The sequence below is a fragment of the Gimesia sp. genome (genome assembly GCF_048262075.1).
GTDB lineage: Bacteria > Planctomycetota > Planctomycetia > Planctomycetales > Planctomycetaceae > Gimesia.
On record NZ_JBLXFK010000002.1, the window covers coordinates 701,676 to 719,058 of the forward strand.

Annotated in this window: 12 protein-coding genes; 5 read left to right on the forward strand and 7 right to left on the reverse strand. The window is 54.0% G+C overall.

From position 1 onward, the window contains the following. The first annotated feature begins 391 nt into the window (after positions 1-391). Positions 392-2,635: a HEAT repeat domain-containing protein gene (locus ACN0YH_RS06340; RefSeq protein WP_417378717.1), complete on the forward strand. Its 2,244-nt coding sequence runs from the start codon at positions 392-394 to the stop codon at positions 2,633-2,635. An 80-nt stretch (positions 2,636-2,715) separates the two neighbouring features. On the opposite strand, the gene ACN0YH_RS06345 is transcribed toward ACN0YH_RS06340, so the two are convergent. Both ACN0YH_RS06345 and nagB read right to left on the reverse strand, forming a co-directional pair. Then, positions 2,716-4,083 carry a TlpA disulfide reductase family protein gene (locus ACN0YH_RS06345; protein ID WP_417378718.1) on the reverse strand — a complete coding sequence of 456 codons (1,368 nt, stop codon included), beginning with the start codon at positions 4,081-4,083 and terminating at the stop codon, positions 2,716-2,718. 336 nt (positions 4,084-4,419) lie between these two features. Next, on the reverse strand, positions 4,420-6,318 hold the full coding sequence (gene nagB, locus ACN0YH_RS06350) for a glucosamine-6-phosphate deaminase (RefSeq protein ID WP_417378719.1): 1,899 nt from the start codon (positions 6,316-6,318) through the stop codon (positions 4,420-4,422). A 316-nt stretch (positions 6,319-6,634) separates the two neighbouring features. Here nagB and ACN0YH_RS06355 point away from each other — a divergent pair, with 316 nt between their 5' ends. Both ACN0YH_RS06355 and ACN0YH_RS06360 read left to right on the forward strand, forming a co-directional pair. Further along, positions 6,635-7,399, forward strand: coding sequence for a PIG-L deacetylase family protein (locus ACN0YH_RS06355; RefSeq protein WP_417378720.1), 765 nt, complete (start codon positions 6,635-6,637; stop codon positions 7,397-7,399). Positions 7,400-7,440: 41 nt separating this feature from the next. After that, entirely contained in the window at positions 7,441-7,611 is a 171-nt protein-coding gene (locus tag ACN0YH_RS06360; protein ID WP_417378721.1) for a hypothetical protein, read from the forward strand. A 150-nt stretch (positions 7,612-7,761) separates the two neighbouring features. Here the strand turns inward: ACN0YH_RS06360 and ACN0YH_RS06365 are convergent, their stop codons facing one another. The 5 genes from ACN0YH_RS06365 to ACN0YH_RS06385 all read right to left on the reverse strand — a co-directional run bounded on the left by ACN0YH_RS06365 (position 7,762) and on the right by ACN0YH_RS06385 (position 14,217). After that, entirely contained in the window at positions 7,762-9,123 is a 1,362-nt protein-coding gene (locus tag ACN0YH_RS06365; RefSeq protein ID WP_417378722.1) for an MFS transporter, read from the reverse strand. Positions 9,124-9,147: 24 nt separating this feature from the next. Next, entirely contained in the window at positions 9,148-10,053 is a 906-nt protein-coding gene (locus ACN0YH_RS06370; protein ID WP_417378723.1) for a dihydrodipicolinate synthase family protein, read from the reverse strand. A 43-nt stretch (positions 10,054-10,096) separates the two neighbouring features. Further along, a complete protein-coding gene (locus tag ACN0YH_RS06375; protein ID WP_417378724.1) occupies positions 10,097-11,497 on the reverse strand; it encodes an alkaline ceramidase in 1,401 nt (466 codons plus the stop codon). 61 nt (positions 11,498-11,558) lie between these two features. Beyond that, entirely contained in the window at positions 11,559-12,737 is a 1,179-nt protein-coding gene (dgoD, locus tag ACN0YH_RS06380; protein ID WP_145224947.1) for a galactonate dehydratase, read from the reverse strand. A 214-nt stretch (positions 12,738-12,951) separates the two neighbouring features. Next, positions 12,952-14,217 carry a tetratricopeptide repeat protein gene (locus ACN0YH_RS06385; RefSeq protein ID WP_417378725.1) on the reverse strand — a complete coding sequence of 422 codons (1,266 nt, stop codon included), beginning with the start codon at positions 14,215-14,217 and terminating at the stop codon, positions 12,952-12,954. A 250-nt stretch (positions 14,218-14,467) separates the two neighbouring features. On the opposite strand from ACN0YH_RS06385, the gene glyA reads away from it, so the two are divergent. Next, a complete protein-coding gene (glyA, locus tag ACN0YH_RS06390; RefSeq protein ID WP_417378726.1) occupies positions 14,468-15,709 on the forward strand; it encodes a serine hydroxymethyltransferase in 1,242 nt (413 codons plus the stop codon). 18 nt (positions 15,710-15,727) lie between these two features. Beyond that, positions 15,728-17,104, forward strand: coding sequence for a histidinol dehydrogenase (gene hisD / locus ACN0YH_RS06395; protein WP_417378727.1), 1,377 nt, complete (start codon positions 15,728-15,730; stop codon positions 17,102-17,104). Positions 17,105-17,383 lie beyond the last annotated feature (279 nt).

Here is a 17,383-nt window from a genome sequence, read left to right on the forward strand (position 1 = left end):
TCAATATGTTCAGAAGACCAGTCTGCCTTGGTACGGTTATAACAGTTAATGGGTTCTTGCGCTCTGTAATACATTGGGTACAGCAAAGATACGTGCATCCTCTTTCTTCGATTGCACCCTTATCCCCGTCAGAAACGATGATAATAGATACAGAAGCTTCTACCCTGAATATGTCTATTTGAATACATACCACCTGATTTCTGTGAAGACTTGAAACGAAATAATTGAATTATGTTGTTTTGGGTAAGGTGATAAGAATAGTATATAATTTCTGTAACTGTGTATTCTCATCAGAGATATTCAATCTGTCAGGCAGACAGACCTGGAACCGGGTCTGTTCGCAGGCAGCCCCATGAATAGCCGACAACCATGACGACACGGAGTCGACTGAATGTCTTTTAATAATCGGATCCTGGCAGCATTTGCTCTGGTCATTCTCTGTACCCTGAGTACGTCCCCGCACGTCTGGTCACAGGATGAAATACCGCCGCAATTTCAAAAGTCAGCGACGATTTCCAACCTTGACCCCGATGATCTTCTGCTGTCGAAACCTGAAACGCCCGCACAAATGCTGCAGGCCGTCATTCAGCTGACCGGGCTCGGGCATGCCGCTTCTGCCAAACCCTATCTGGAACAACTCCTGAAAGCCAACCTCGACCAGGAAACCCTGTTGAAACTCCGTGATGAGCATGGTCCTGCCGCATTTCTTTCCCTGGCGAACAATAAAAAGTTACAACCGGAATCGGTTACTCTTCTAAATCAGATGGAAGCTGCTTTCCGTGCATACGCCACAGATCCCGCCCGTATCAACGGGTTAATCAATGATCTGTCAGGTACTCCCACAGATCGTAACATTGCGATCATCCAGCTCAAATCTGCCGGATCAATCGTGGCCCCTCCCATATTGAAACAGTTGAATAAAAGCGAAGAACCTGGCAGAAATGACGAACTGGCATTCGCTTTGTCCCAGTTGGGTAAACCGGTCGTAGAACCGCTGATCGCTGCCTTACGGGCTCCAGAGAATCGGGTCCGCAAGATCGCTGCTGAAGTTCTGGGAGACATCGCTGATCCTTCTGCGGCACTCTACCTCTGGAATCCTGCTTTTTCACAAAGCCAGGAACAGAGCGTCCAAATCGCAGCGCGTCAGGCTCTCTCAAAAATCCTGGGGAAAGACCCCCGAAATGTGTTTGAGCTTAACCGCCACGAGGCACAGCAGGTTCTAAAAAATGCGGCATTACAGTTCTATAAGAATCATGTCGAAGCAACGAAAAAGCAGAAAATCTGGGTCTGGGATAATACACAACAGACCGTCGTACAGAAAGAACTGCCGGCTCAGGAAGTTGGCCTGATTGAAGGCTTGCGTCTGGCTAAAGAAGCTCTGGAAATGTCTCCAGACAAGCAAGAGGTACAGACACTTTATCTGGCAATGACACTCGCTTTGGAAGCCTATCAGGTGGGCTGGAACAACCCGCTGCCTGAAGGTCCAGGCACTGCCTTTAATCTGGCATTACTGTCAGGCCCGAAAGCGGTCAGCCAGGTTCTGGCACTGGCGATGAAACAGGGACATACCCCCAGTGCACTGGCTGCCTTAAAAGCTCTGGGACAGACTGGTTCCCGAAACCTGCTGTATGAGAAACTGGATCAACACTCTTCGCTGATTGCTGCTTTGAATTATCCCGATCGCCGCGTACAGTTCGCCGCCGCGACCGCCATTATGCAACTCGATCCTGCCAACACATTTCCGGGAGCGACACGCGTCATCGCCATCCTGACCCGTGCCTTAGCCGGAGAAGGAAAACAGTCCGCGATCGTTGTTGACAGCAGCATTCCGCGAGGCCAGACTATGGCGGGCGTGTTCCACGAACTCGGTTATGAAACAGAGTCGACTCAAACCGGAATGTCTGGCTTTAAAGCAGCCACCAAACGGATGGATGTCGAATTCATTGCCCTCGAATACAATATCATGCGTTGGGGGCTTTCACAAACAATTGCCAACCTCAGAGCAGATTCCCGTACCGCAAATATTCCAATTATTATCTATGGCCCACTACGTCTCAAAAACAAAATTGAATATGTAACGCGGCATTATCCTTTAGTGCAATACGTAGTGGAATCAGAAAATACAGAAGATATCGGCACACAGGTCAGCCCATTTCTTAACAGCCTCAAAACTCCTGAATTAAGTGGTGAGCTCCGCTCAGAATATCGGACTGCCGCTCTGTATTGGCTGTCACATATCGCCTCCAGCCAGAGAGGCAGAATCTACGATCTGACACCTGCGGAAAATTCTTTACTGCAACTGGTCCCCGACCGTGCCCTGGCATCCAATGCCCTGATCACTCTGGGCGGGATTCCCACTCGTACTGCCCAGGCAGATCTGGTTACGATCATTACCAACAAAACCCTGGAGGATGACGTCAAAGAAATCGCCGCCCTGCAACTGGCATTTCATATCCAGAAGTTCGGATTGCTCGTTGATTCCAAAGAAGTCGCGTCGATCCGAGCTGCCTATCAGGCCGCCACAGAACCCGGACTGAATACCGCGCTGGCATCTGTGATGGGAACCTTGATGCCTGATAACAAAGTGGTAGGCGAACGACTGCAGGAATTCAAACCTGCCACACCACTTCCGTGAATCATCTGTTTCACACTAAAAAAGCTCCGAAGATTACAGGAACCTTCGGAGCTTTCATCATTCAGTCTGTTTCTTTTTGATTACTGCGCGTTCGCTGCAGTCTTCTTTCGTAAGAGTGATCTCAGTGGCTCTTCCAGATCTTTCGCCTCTGATGTCACCAGTTCTGTAACCCCGGTATGATCCACCAGCATCAGCATGGGAACTGTCCGTACGCCGTAAAAGACTGCTGCCGGATTATTCCAGCCACGCTTGTCACGGGAGGAATAGAAGATCTGCCGCCAGTCCAGCGGTGTCTTTTCCTGAAAAGCATCAATGGCTGGTTCTTCCAGGTCCAGATTCACACCCACAATTTCAAACCCGTATTTGCGGTACTTTTGTGACAATGCCTGAATCTCGGGAAGTTGTTCAATAAATGGCCGCGCAGTCGATGCCCAGAAGACAACCAGCACCACACTCCCTTTGTAGTCATCAATCGAAACGAATCCGCCCTCGATGGTTTCTCCAGCCAGTTGCAGCGGATTGCCTTTCAGCTTCAGACGACGGGACAGCCCGAGAATCTGAGCAGTCTCATTACTCTTGGGAAAGCGTGCTTCCAGGTCGAGGCAGCAATCCAGCGCCTGTTTATTCAAGCCATAAAGCTGGCTGGTTTCTGCCGCCGCCTGTAGAAGCTGGGGAGCACGCACCGTTTCCTGGGGAAACCGTGATGCAAACAGACGTGACTGCTTGACGAACTCTTCTATCCAGCGAGGATCCTGTTTAGCAAATCGCTGTGCACTCGTATTGGCAAACTTGGCCACAGTAAAACCTGCGTCCGCGGCAGACTGTGATTTGGGATCGCGTTTATACAGGGACTCGGAATGGTCGTACAACGCGTCGATACTTTCCTGGTCACCCTGTAATGCCTGTTGAAGATGGGCTTCCAGCAGATGATTGATGCAGACGGTAAACAGACGTGACTTTTCCTTATCTGCATGTGTCTGTTTAACCGCTTCCATTGCCAATTGAATAATTTTCTTATTCCGCTCTGCCCGGGCAGCTCTCAGCTCTTCCACATTCTCCGTTTTCGGAATGGCCTGAACTTTCAGCCGGGTAATCTCCCGCACATTCCATTCGGCAGACCCCGCTTTCAGATCTTCAATTTTAATTTCTTCATCCGCCGGGGAAGCGTCATCTCCATCCAGATCGTCGAGATCACGCTGCTCCCGTTCCAGACTGGCGGTCTGCACCATATTTGGTGTTAACGCAGGACCAGCCCCCGTCTGCGAAACTTGAGTAATCGAAGCTTTGGGTACGGCTTCCAGTTGCGTATCTGCGGGAGCCCCGTCCAGTTTCCCGTCTGTATGATTTCCCGCTGCCTGTGGTGCTGCAGAATCTCCGTCGCCACAACCGAACTGAATGATTAACAGCAAACCTGCTGCGATCGAAAAGATTTGATGTCGATGCCTCATCGTTTATTGCTCTCCTTCCTTTGAGAGTCTGTCACTATTTGAAGAACCGAGGTCGCGAAATGTCTGATCCCAAGTTGGGGTCCTGTAACGTTTGGCCCACGTCAATCTGAAGCTGACCGTCACAGTTCTGCGGAAGTCGCTTTGCAGCGAATTCTGCCACTCCCTCAGCAAAATTCCTGTGTATAACACTTTATGCCGCGAGTTTTACGCGAAATACCACTTTTAAGGCAAGACGAAGCTGGAAAAAATTACAATTCGGAGACCGATTTCAGATAGTTTTCCGGCTTCACTACACAGAGCAGGGGGGATTTGCTGAAAATGGATCGCAATACCTGTTCAAAGTTCGCCGTGATAATGCTTGAAAGCTTCGATTGCGAAATATTCGGGCAGCCCCAGTTCATTGTAAACTTTGGCTGTATTTCGGGTTCGATCTTCCGCTCGCACCCAGAATTCCCGTTTATCACTCCCCGGATAGAAGGCACTGTCCTTCTGTGACTCGTGCTTGAATATCGCTTCCCGTTTTCTCAGCACGACCTCCGGGCTCAGCGGAACCGCCCGCTCAATTTCATGCGGTTCATACTCTTCCCAGGCCCCGCGATACATCCAGAACTCGGGAGCCACTCCTTCTTCCACAACCACATTCATAGCATTGATCACTGCTTCTGCACAGACCCGGTGAGTTCCATGCGGATCAGACAAATCGCCGGCGACATAAATCTGATGCGGATTCACTTCCCGCAGCAGGTCTGCCACGATGGCAATATCTTCTTCCCCGATTGGCTTCTTGGAAACCTGACCCGTGCGGTAGAAAGGCAAATCCAGAAACCGCAGGCGTTCCTCGGGTACTCCCGCGACATCCGCACCGGCAGTTGCTTCTGTCTTTCGGATCAGCCCCTTAATTCCCAGCATGGCTTCTGTATCCAAATCGCCGGCTTTTTTGTTTTCAATACTTGTTTTCAGATTCTGCAAATTCTCCAGTACCGCTCGATCATCTGCATGAAACAGCTGATGAAATTCACAGACAAAATCAATATGCCGCAACGCGTCATGATCGAACACGGCAATATTGCCGCTGGTCATATAAGCAATATAGACTTCATGCCCCTGGTCTGCCAGGGTAATCAGCGTGCCCCCCATTGAAATCACATCGTCGTCAGGATGTGGGCTGAACACAATGACGCGTTGAGGTTCAACGCCCGCTGGCTTGGTGCAGATTCCTTCCAGCAGGGAATCGAAGACGCTTTCACGAATCTGAGCTACGGAGCCATATTTATGTAGCATCTGATGCAGATGATTATGCAAAAAGTCTTCCTCTTCCAGCTTCAACAGTGGCTTTCCCACCTCGCGGGACAGCCAGATGACCGCTTTTTTCTCCAGTATCGGCGTCCATTCGATATTTCCGACAATCCACGGTGTTTTCACAGCCGTCAGCTCCGCAGCGGCTGCACTGTCTACGACGAATACCGAATTGGTATGGGTCTGTAGAAAGCTGGCGGATACATCATCGGTGACTTCGAGTTCAGCCGCCTTTTTGACAACCTGCGCTTTATGCTCGCCCAAGGCCATGATGATAATTTTCTTGGCGGACAGAATACTGCCCACGCCCATCGTGATCGCGTGATGAGGCACATTATCTTCGCCAAAAAAACCACTCGCTGCATCACGCCGGGTTACCGGGTCCAGGTTAACTAGACGGGTCAGGCTGTTCCGGGCACTTCCAGGTTCATTAAATCCGATATGCCCCGAACGTCCAATTCCCAGCAATTGCAGATCCAGGCCGCCGAACTGCTCAATAGTGCGTTCGTACTCTTCACAGAACAGATCCACCTCTTCAGCGGGAATATTGCCGCGAGGAATATGGATATTCTCTGGTTTCACATTCACATGATCGAAAAAATTCTCCTGCATGAATTTGTGATAGCTGTGAATCGAATCGGGATCCATCGGCCAGTATTCATCCAGATTGAATGTAACCACATTGGAAAAGTCCAGTTGCTCTTCATTGTGCAGGCGAATCAATTCACGGTACACGCCCAGCGGAGTTGAACCGGTAGGCAGTCCCAGAATAGCCGGGCTGCCGGCGTTGTTTTTCTTACGAATCAGATCTGCCACCACCCCGGCTACATATTTAGCCAGCTCAGATGACGTTTCGAAAATGACCGTAGGGACTTTCGTATGTCGCACAAACTTGGACTTGGGGGTAACGTGAACGGAACGTGAAATATCGATAGCCATCAGACGAGTTTTACCTGTAAAGCAAGAAAGAAGTGGAAACCATTCTTCAGCAGAATCACATCTCTATTATAACGATTTCACCGGACTGAACTGTGAATTTAAAGTAACCACGCGAACAGTAGAACCCGGTGTGCGTGTTTTTTTTATGAATGTTTATTATAACTAGAGTGCATCACATTTTACCATAGCGTCTTTCGTACTATTATACTCGGTCCAAATGCCCCTGAAGACGCGACAGTAAAACGGGACATAGTCTAGCCTCACGCTCAGCCTACTATCAAAAAATTGACCTAAATGTACAGAGAGAGAAATTCCCATGGCAAATCAGGCAGAATCTCCACGAATTCTCGCGATTCACGCCCATCCTGACGATATTGAAATCCAGTGCGCGGGCACTTTAGCCCGCCTGAAAAATCTGGGATGCCACATTACCATCGCCACAATGACCGCCGGGGACTGTGGCAGCGCAGAAATGGGACCGGTGGAAATTGCCAATGTCCGCCGCGCGGAAGCCCAGAAAGCCGCTGATATGCTGGGAGTCGACTACATGTGCCTTGAATTCCGCGATCTCTCCATCGTGATCGATCAGGATTCCCGTCAGCGGGTTACTGAAGCCGTTCGTAAAGCCCGTCCCGACATCGTCATCACCGCGCCTCCCGTCGACTATATGAGTGATCACGAAATGACCAGCCGCCTCGTCCGCGATGCCTGCTTTGGCGCTTCTGCTCCTAACTACACCACCCATCAGTTTCAGCCGGCTCCTCCCACGGAAAAAATTCCGCATCTCTACTATGTCGATCCTATTGAAGGCTGCGATTACTTCGGGAACCCCATTGAACCGCAGTTCATCATCGACATCTCAGAAACATTCGATCTGAAAATTAAAATGCTGGCCTGCCATGAAAGCCAGCGAGCCTGGCTCCGCAAACAGCACGGCCTGGATGAATACCTAGACGGAACCGAACGCTGGTCAGCAGCCCGCGGCAAAAAAATTGGCGCCGCCTACGGAGAAGCCTTCGTGCAACATTGCGGTCACCCGTATCCTTCCAGTAACCTGTTACTGCAACTGCTTGAAAAGTAAACGTATCACTCCAGACAGTTTGAAATATTGAGACCACAAACATGAATGAGTCACAGCCGAACCAGGAACTGCCATACTCCGAAACAGAAATTGAATCGATGGCAACTGAAGATGCCAGTGCAGGAAAGTTTCTCACCGTATTAATGGTCTGCACATTCAGCTACACAGTGATTGTCGGAACATACGTCATCTTCTGGAGTCTGAACCACTAGAACGCATTATAAGCAATCTAAAATACCCGGTCCAACTGGACCGGGAGACGCTACAGTAAAATTGGACACAGTCTAATTCCACTCTGCCAGTCCAATCGGAAGTAATATCAACTCTGACCAGCTTTGACTCGTCAGAGTTTTTTTCGCCCGCTACAGTGACCGCTTTTCTTCAAACACCGTCCCGTTTGGATTTAACAGCATCCAGCAGACTGCTGCCCCCAGATAGATCCCCGTCATCAGAATCAGCACCGGTTTATACAATTGGGCCTGGAACATGGCTCCCACAATCACGGGCAGCAACGCCGCTCCCAGATTGCCTGCCATATTCATCATCCCGAAGATCGGTGCGACATGCTGACCTCCCTTGTCGATGGTCACCGTGTATCCACAGGCCCCACCCAGACCAGCAAAAAACATGCTGACTGTGATCAGCGTCATCGCCAGATTCATCTCGCTTACGAAATAAGCTAATAGAGTACAAAATCCACAGCCCAGCATCGCGACAATCGCCACTCCCTGTCGACTCCAGCGGCGACTCCCGGTTCGCTGCAGAACCCAGTCAACGGCGATCCCCCCCAGAAAATTCCCCACAACAAATGACATCAGAGGGAAACTGGTCCAGATGCCCGAAGAAGCAATCGTGATACCCCGCGCTTTCTGCAGATAAACAGGAAACCAAGTCATATAAAAAATGGTACCAGCTGCCCGAAAGAACTGCTGACCACATATCATCCACATCGAAAAGCTGGTCAGAATTTTCCCCCAGGGGGTCGGCTCGCCATGTTCATCCTGTCTCTGGACCGTCGAGTCTTCCGCTTTGACTTTGACCTCACCGCCACGAATGATATCCAGTTCTGCCGAATTCACGCCACGATGCATTTCAGGGCGATCGCGAAACCAGTAATAAAAACAGAACGCCCACACGAAACCTGGCACAGCGCAAAGATACATGATCGTCCGCCAGCTCAGTCCCGGAATCTGGATGCCACCCAAATCGATTCCCTGCAGCAGCAAGCCGATGCTGAATGCCCCAAAGGCACTTCCAATCGACATGAAACTTCCCAACAGACCACTGGCAAAACCCCGTCGGGCTTTGGGTAGCCATTTGGAAATCGTACTCGCACAACAGGGGAATATCCCGGCTTGCGAAATACCAAAAATCAGACGCACGCCGATTAACATCCAGAACCCCGTCGCCATGCCCGTCAAGGCGGTCGCAATCGACCACAGAACAGCAAACGCGGTCAGAGCACGCCGCGTTCCCCAGACATGTCCGACCCAGCCACTCGGAATCTGCGACAAAGCATAACTCCAGAAAAAAGCACTCATCACCCAACCCATCTGGGTCAGGCTCATATCGAGTTCTTCCTGGATCAGTTTCGCAGGCACGGAAATCGCATTACGACTGACATAAGCGACCGCTGCCACCAGACACAATAGTGTCAGCACCATGAAACGGGCATGCGTGGGAGCCGCGTCTTCTCGTGCGGACGCGTTTTCTGATTCATTCACTCTGATTACTCCCTACAACAGCCGTTACAATGATTCCATCAGCAGTTCATACAAGCGATCTACTTCCGCACGGGTCTCTTCATCCAGGCTCCACGCGTTGGGCTCACAGCGACGATCCGAACTAAAAATCCCGCGTTTAACCAGCAGATACTTTTCAATCGCCAGAAAACCGTCCAGCCCCGCCTGTAACTGCAGCGCCACAATCGCACAGATGGGAAAATAAATTCGATAGACGGCAGCATCGTCGCCCGCCTGCAGCGCCTGCCACAAAGCCATGATCCCATCCAGCAGATCCACGCCCGGCATCGTACCACTGATCCCTCGCCGATACGCATCCACCAGTAGAATTCCTCCTGAACCATCAAAGATCCGGGCCTGTCCCCCCGTCGCATCCCGCAACGCAGACAGATTCGGTCCGATTGGCGAGGCTTCCGGTTTGAACAGAATTTTTTCGGGACCGAACTCATCCAGCAGTCGTTTGTAAAACTCAATTGAAATCGCGCGACCGACGTAAGACGAAGCATCCTGAACGACCAGGGGCAGACTGCATTGCTTTGCCAGCGTTGAAAAATAATCCCACAGCGCCGCGTCGGGCAGGGCAGTCGTCACCGGGGGAATCGCCATCACTGCTGCACAACCAGCATCTTCAGCCTGACGCGCGAAGGTAACCGCCTGCCGCGTACTCTCTGCTCCCACACTGGCAATCACCGTCCCCCGACCCGCCGTCAGTTCCACCATCAGCGTCGTGAGATTCAGCCGTTCCTCGTAGGTCAGACGCAGCACTTCTGAAACCATCGCACCACACACACCATCGGCGCCCAGTTCAAAACACCAGTCGATTTCCCGCGCAAAAACATCCCGGTCAATCGTCTCGTCTTCTCGGAGAGGGGTATGCAGAACCGGTAAGACCCCCTGAATCAATGCCGCCATAAACTTATTCTTCCTGTCTCGCTATTTGGAATTCTTCGCGAACTCAAACTGTTTCCGTTTCGATGATCTGCCCGATCGCATCCGCCATCGCTTCGATCACCTGCTCCAGTCCACCCCGCTCAAACGGCGTCTGCCATACCTGGTACAGATCCAGGTCATACAACTCCGCCGGTGCCAGGTATCCGGTCGTTCCGTTGATCAGATTCAGACAGGCAATCGTCCGCTCGGGATACCGTCGCCGCAGTTCCCGCTGCAGAATCGAATACGCTTCCGTCGGGCTGCCGATCAGAATCGTCTCTCCCATCTGCCACACCCAGATCGGTAATTCCAGCGTCTTACCGTCTCCGATTCCCCGGCGAATATTCCTGCGTCGCCGCAACCGTTCTTCCAATGCCCGGTCCGTACACGCCTGCCGCTGCGCTTCCAGTTCATCCGCGGTCGGCCAGTCTTTCAGTGGTATTTCCACCTGTGCCTGTAGTGTCTTCAGCTTCAAACCTGGTTTTTCCTCTGTCGGTTTCCACACCGCCAGTGGCGCCCCGGATTCCATCACGCCTGAATATTTCAGACAGGTTCCCGGCGACTCCATATCTTCCAGCGTCGCCATCACAGCATATGCCAGTTGTCGACCATGTCGATCCGCCACCGCGACATCACCCACATATTGATAGCGCGGCGAAAGCTCTCCCGAAGCCCCCTGCATAAACAGAGCAGGCACATTCAGGGTCTCCTTGATTGTATCCCGCATCGCTCCCGGATAGTCCGGCGAGATCGCCGTATTCTCCCAGGCCAGCGTCGTTGGATGACAGGCGTAATTCACGATCACCGCCTGCAGCGCTCCCTCCAGATTCGTAATCCGTCCCACAACGAGCGTATCATCGGCTGTTTCTCCCGGATTCCATCCACAGATAATCCGCTCTGCCTCCGGATCGGGATCCGGCAAGTCCCGCATCGATGCCAGACCGCAGCGTCCGGTCTTCCACTCCAGTACTGCCTCCGTCGCATTCTTCATCGCGGCCCGTGTGACTTTCACAGCAGCCAGGTACACCGTCTCCAGGTACTCCGCCAGCGATGCACTCGCGGGCAGATCCGGGTCGGGATCGGTCAGTGGCGGCGAAGCATGCGTGTGACTCACTCCGAAAATCAGCGACGCTTCATCCAGTCCCAGCTCCTCCAGCAGTCTTGATTGAAACCGGCGAAAGGTCGGCAGCGAACGCCACCAGCCCAGGTCAGCATCCAGAAATACCAGAGGCTGGTTGGAATTCGACTCACTCAGAACCAGCGCATTCAGCGTCAGGCGGCGGTGAATCCAGTCCGCCACATCATGTTTCGCTGCCCCCCAGTTGCGGGCGTAAATTCCAGTCGGTGGCGTGATATCAACGGTCGCCACTCCAATCCGTCCCCGAAAGGCAGACTGTGTTTTCGCCTGTAGAGTTGATTCACTCATGAGTCGTTCCGTTCATCGAATGATAATTGAAGAATTGAGAGAGCCAGGCGTGAGCCGCGCCTTACCAGTCCCCGACCGCACCATCCTGATAGAAGACACGCTGCACGGTTTCCTGCTGAAAGGGATGTTTCTTCACTTCCGCTTCGTTAATCGAAATCCCCAGCCCGGGCTTCTGGTTCGGCTTGACCGTCCGCGTTTTGGGATCAATCACAAAACCTTCCTCCACCACATCCTGTCTCCACGGTACATCGTCGTGCACCGATTCACAAATGATATAGCTTGGTTGCGAGAATCCGAATTCCAGCGAAGCCGCCGTACTCACGGGTCCCTGTGGATTATGCGGCGCCAGCGAAATCCGGTACGCGTCCGCCAGCGCGGCGATCCGCCGTGCTTCCGTGAAACCGCCGCAGTGTGTCAGGTCCAGCTGACAGATTTCACAACCCCGTTTCTCAAACAGATCGCGAAACGCCGCCAGGTGAGTCAACCGTTCGCCCGTCGCAATCGGCGTTGTCACCGCCGCGTTGATCGTCGCCAGGCTGTCCATCGATTCCGGCCAGCAGGGCTCTTCGAAGAAATACAGACCGTAAGGATCAAGCGCCTTCGCAAACTGCAGCCCCATCGCCGGTGAAGGGCGGGCATGACAGTCCACCATGATATCCACGTCATCACCGACCGCATCCCGCATCGCTGCGACGCAGTCTTCTGCTGCCTTGATCGGTTTCAATCCCTCGATCGGCATCGTCGGCGGAACCGCCATCGATTTGAACGCTGAAAACCCATCGGCGACCGCTGCCTGCGCCAGATCTGCAAACTGCGCCGCGTTGTCAGTCGAAGTCTGGTAGAACGACTCCATGTTCCCGCCACCCAGGTGACAGTACAGCCGGATATAATCCCGTACCGGTCCGCCCCACAACTGATGGCAGGGCACTCCATGAACTTTCCCCAGAATGTCCCACAGCGCCAGGTCAATTCCCGCAATCGCCGTCGATCGCGTCACGCCACTCCCATGCCAGAAATGCTGACGCCACATCATCTGCCACAGATATTCCACCCGCCGCGGATCTTCGCCAATCAACAACTGGGACAGATCTTCAATCGTCCCCGCGACGCCACGCGTATGCCACTCCAGCGTCGCTTCTCCCCAACCATACAGGCCGGGCTGATCGGTGATTACTTTGACAAACACCCAGTTTCGCATCCGGGCATAACACACCAGAGTTTCGATGCGTTCTATTTTCATCGGGAATTGGTTCCAGTCTTCCAGGGTTTTATTTTGGCGTCAAAATAACAACATAACCCGAAAGCATTTTGGAAGCAAGCAATTATGCCAAAGAACTGAGTAACAATTATAAGGAGGGGCGCAGCGGGCAAAAGATGAATATCAGACGTACAGACTTTCTCCGTGAACGAAATAGTGAAAGAGGTTCACTGCCCCAAATCCAACAGTTCAACCGTTACGGGAACTGCAGATCGTCCCCGTCGTCGTATTCCTGCAATCGCTGTCGCGCAAGATCCGCCCACGGGCCCATCTCATCGAAGTCCAGGTAGATCTTCCAGTGGGGAACCGCTTCTTCAACCCGGTTCAGCTGATGCAGCACTTCCGCTTTATGCAGATGCGCATCCGGGTAATCGGGGTGAACCCGCAATGCGATCTCAAATGCCTGCAGCGCCGCTTCCGGATCGCCCAGCTCATTATGCAGGCACCCCAGCTGCGTCCACGCCTCAATGTAATCGTGATCCCATTCCACCGCCGCGTAATAACGTTCCAGCGCCCCTTCGGTCTTCCCGTCCAGGTACAGCGCCTCCGCCAGATGCAGATGCGCCTCGGGCATATCGGGTTGCCCCAACAGCGCCAGGCGAAATGCTTCGATCGCCGGCTTCGCTTCGCCGGCATCCAGCAGTTGGCAGCCTTCATCGAACCACTCGTCCGCGCTCCGGTCCACCGGTTCCGCCGGCTTCAGATGTTCCGTGAACTCAATTGTTCCCTCGAACGATTCCTCGTCCGCCAGCTCAGGCACTTCGGTCTCTGCAGTTCCAAAGTCGAACACCCGCTGCCCCTGTCGTGGATCAATCAGGCCCCGCTCGTCTTTCAGCAGCAGTTGTGCATCCTGTGCCAGTAAAGTCAACTGAGACAGTGGTGCGTCGATCTCGTTGAAGAATTTCCCCAGGTGCTGCAAGCTGCTTTCCAGCTCCCGCGGATTCACTCCCGACTCCAGCAGTTGTGATAATCTCCGTACGCTCGCCACTTCCTGAAAAGAAAAGTAAGGCAGGCGAAAAATCTTTCGCGCCGGCTTGATCAGGCCCTGGCGTTCCCACCGGCGGATCGTCCCCACGGGCACATCCAGCATCTGAGTCAGCATCGCCGGCGTGTAGAGCTGATCCACATTCACACCCGGCTCGCGCAGCTCAATCAACGCCAGCCAGTCCGATTCCTTGATGATCTGAATCGTCGCTCCTTCAGCGATCAGCTCCTGGGCATGCGTCAGGTTCACCGAAGGTGATCCGTCCGCTTCCAGCGGCCACCCCTCTTCGCCCACCACCAGCAGTGTCGTCTGTCGACTTACATGCTGAGCGGCCTGCCCCCCATGCTGCGCGACGAACTCGCCCGCCTTCTGATGTGTCATCGAAGCAAGAGTACCCGTAAACACTACGCGTTCTCCCTGCAGTGCAGGGGAGCCTTGAAGCAGTTGATCAGGTTGTTCGTCGTCAGTCTCGGACATAGATCAAGTAATAATGCATTAATTAAGAAATATCGAGTAAAAAGGGGGTTATCAAATGCCAGTCGTAAAAATATCATTCCCCCAAAGCGGTAAACCAGCAGTAAACTTTCTCCGAGGATAATGATACGGGAATCCGTTGGGTAGCTTTCAGGGCAATCCTTCATTATAAGGGAGCAAAATATGTTTTTTCCTGCTGAAGGTACCGTTTGTACCCCCAAATTTGACCATATATCCATGGGAGTTGATTGGAATGTCCGTGCTCGAGTCGTGTGATCCCGAAATCTGGAAGTGTATTCAGTCTGAAGCCCAGCGCCAGAAGAATGGCCTGGAGCTGATCGCCTCTGAAAATTACACCAGCGCCGCCATTATGGAAGCGGCCGGCTCGATCCTCACGAACAAATATGCCGAAGGTCTGCCCGGTCGTCGTTACTACGGCGGTTGCGAATACGTCGACGTCGTCGAAAACCTCGCCCGCGATCGCGCCTGCAGCCTCTTCGGAGCCGAATACGCCAACGTCCAGCCTCACTCCGGCTCCCAGGCCAACATGGCCGTCTACTTCACCGTCCTGAAACCAGGCGACACCTTCCTCGCCATGGACCTCGCGCACGGCGGTCACCTGACTCACGGCATGAAATTGAACTTCTCGGGAACCCTCTACAATCCCGTACCCTACGGCGTCCGTGAAGACAATCACCAGATCGACTACGATCAGGTCGCCAAACTCGCCCGCGAACACAAACCAAAAATGATCATCGCCGGTGCCTCCGCTTACCCGCGTGAAATCGATCACCCCAAATTCGCGGAAATCGCCGCGGAAGTCGGTGCGGTCCTCATGGTCGATATGGCCCACTATTCCGGCCTCGTCGCAGGCGGCGTACACAATAACCCCGTTGAAGTCGCCGACTTTGTCACTTCCACCACTCACAAAACTCTGCGTGGTCCCCGGTCCGGCTTCGTCCTCATGAAGAAGAAATACGCCAAAGACCTCAACCGTGAAGTCTTCCCCGGCATTCAGGGTGGACCGCTCGAACACGTCATCGCCGGTAAAGCCATCTGCTTCCAGGAAGCCAATACCGACGACTTCAAGGTCTACGCACAACAGATCGTCGCCAATGCGAGAGCCCTTGCCGATACCCTGATGGCCGGCGGCATCAAACTCGCGTCCGGCGGAACCGACAACCACCTCATGCTCTGTGATGTCACCGCGATTGACCTCTCCGGTAAAATCGCCGAAGAGGCACTCGACAAGGCCGGCATCACCGTCAACAAAAACATGATCCCCTACGATCAGCGCAAACCGCTCGATCCCAGCGGCATCCGCATCGGAACCGCCGCCCTCACCACCCGGGGCATGAAAGAAGACGAAATGAAAAAGGTCGGTGCCTGGATCCTCAAAGTCCTCGGTGCTCCTGAAGACGAAGCCAACATCGAAACCGTCAAAGGGGAAATCGCGGAATTCGCCCAGAGCTATCCCGTGCCCGGCATCGCGTAACAGACTGATACCCGACTCATGACACAGCACAGCGAACTCGACATCACCACCATCGACTGCACCCGCGACGATGCCACCGCGCTCTTCAGCGAACTCCGCGAAAAGCTCAGCCCGCGCGGCAATGTCGTCTCGGAAGCCGGCAGACAACGCACGATTGAACTGTTCGGCGCACCCCTGTCTCCACAGGAAGTCGTCGAACGGATCTGCAACGATGTCCGCGACCAAGGTCGCGCTGCGCTGCTTGATTACTCGGAAAAGCTCGACCGCAAGCAGCTTACCCCCGAGACCATGCGCGTCTCGGCTGAGGAACTCAAAGCGGCCCACGCCAAAGCCGACCCCGCGTACCTCGCCACGCTGCGCCGCATCCGCGAGAACATCATCGAGTTCCAGTCCGCTCTGCTGCCCGACGACGTCAAAGTCCTCCGTGAAGCAGGGGAGTCCCGCGTTGAACTCCGCCAGCGTTATCTCCCTTTGAAACGGGTCGGCGTCTGCATTCCCGGCGGTGCGGCCGCGTATCCATCCACGCTGCTGATGACCGCGATCCCCGCACAGACCGCCGGCGTCAAAGAGATCGTCGTCGTCGTCCCCCCCACCGATTTCGGCGGCTACAACACCGACATCCTCGCCGCCTGCCAGGAACTCGGCATCACCGAAATCTACCGTGTCGGCGGTGCCCAGGCTGTCGCGGCCCTCGCGTATGGCGTCGAAGGCATTGAACGCGTCGACAAAATCGTCGGCCCCGGTAACCTGTTCGTCGCGCTCGCCAAACGTCACGTCTTTGGTGAAGTCGACATCGACAGCATCGCCGGCCCCAGTGAAGTCATCGTGCTCGCCGACGAAACCGCGAACCCCGCGTTCATCGCCAGCGATCTGATCTCGCAGGCCGAGCACAGTCCCGGTTCCGGCGTTCTCATCACCTGGCACGCGCCACTGATCGAAGCCGTCCGCGATGCACTCATCAGCCAGCTGGGCGAACTCCCGCGCGGCGATCTGGCCCGTCAGAGTCTGCTCGACTACGGCGCGTTGATCCTCGCCCACGACGAAGACGAAGCGACCCGCTACACCGATCTCCTGGCTCCCGAGCATCTGCACATCTCGACCGCCCACCCCGATCAGCAACTCGCCAAAATCCAGAACGCCGGCGCGATCTTCATGGGCCACTATACCCCGGTCGCGACAGGCGACTACTACGCCGGCCCGTCGCACGTCCTCCCCACCGGAGGCACTGCCCGCTTCGCCAACGGCCTGTGTGCGATTGACTTCCTCAAACGCTCCTCGGTCATCTATTACAACCAGCAGGGACTCAAAAACGACGCGCCCGGCATCACGCTGCTCGCCGAAAAGGAAGGCCTCACCGCCCACGCCGCCAGTGTGACCATCCGCCTCAAGGACTGAACGTCCCGCACCAGTAGCGACACATTTCCGCACTCCCGCTGCATAGAATGCACTTGACCGCGGCGCGCCATCAGCGATAAACGTTGTTTTGAGTCGCGCGCGTGCCCAGTTTACAGTGCACTGAAACACGCGACACCGGTTCCCGCTCTTCACTGGAATCCATAGTGAAGACTCCTGAATTTCACCGGCACAAACGGCAGTAGTTCGCGCTGTATGCCTGCGGATCGCCGCACTTCGTAAGTCGTCGCCCCGGAACCGCCCGGCTCCCGCCCCGGATCG

Excerpts from the sequence above, each read along its gene's own strand:
- ACN0YH_RS06340 (WP_417378717.1), top strand. The coding sequence starts at position 392 with ATGTCTTTTAATAATCGGATCCTGGCAGCATTTGCTCTGGTCATTCTC.
- ACN0YH_RS06345 (WP_417378718.1), bottom strand. The coding sequence starts at position 4,083 with ATGAGGCATCGACATCAAATCTTTTCGATCGCAGCAGGTTTGCTGTTA.
- nagB (WP_417378719.1), bottom strand. The coding sequence starts at position 6,318 with ATGGCTATCGATATTTCACGTTCCGTTCACGTTACCCCCAAGTCCAAG.
- ACN0YH_RS06355 (WP_417378720.1), top strand. The coding sequence starts at position 6,635 with ATGGCAAATCAGGCAGAATCTCCACGAATTCTCGCGATTCACGCCCAT.
- ACN0YH_RS06360 (WP_417378721.1), top strand. The coding sequence starts at position 7,441 with ATGAATGAGTCACAGCCGAACCAGGAACTGCCATACTCCGAAACAGAA.
- ACN0YH_RS06370 (WP_417378723.1), bottom strand. The coding sequence starts at position 10,053 with ATGGCGGCATTGATTCAGGGGGTCTTACCGGTTCTGCATACCCCTCTC.
- ACN0YH_RS06375 (WP_417378724.1), bottom strand. The coding sequence starts at position 11,497 with ATGAGTGAATCAACTCTACAGGCGAAAACACAGTCTGCCTTTCGGGGA.
- dgoD (WP_145224947.1), bottom strand. The coding sequence starts at position 12,737 with ATGAAAATAGAACGCATCGAAACTCTGGTGTGTTATGCCCGGATGCGA.
- ACN0YH_RS06385 (WP_417378725.1), bottom strand. The coding sequence starts at position 14,217 with ATGTCCGAGACTGACGACGAACAACCTGATCAACTGCTTCAAGGCTCC.
- glyA (WP_417378726.1), top strand. The coding sequence starts at position 14,468 with ATGTCCGTGCTCGAGTCGTGTGATCCCGAAATCTGGAAGTGTATTCAG.
- hisD (WP_417378727.1), top strand. The coding sequence starts at position 15,728 with ATGACACAGCACAGCGAACTCGACATCACCACCATCGACTGCACCCGC.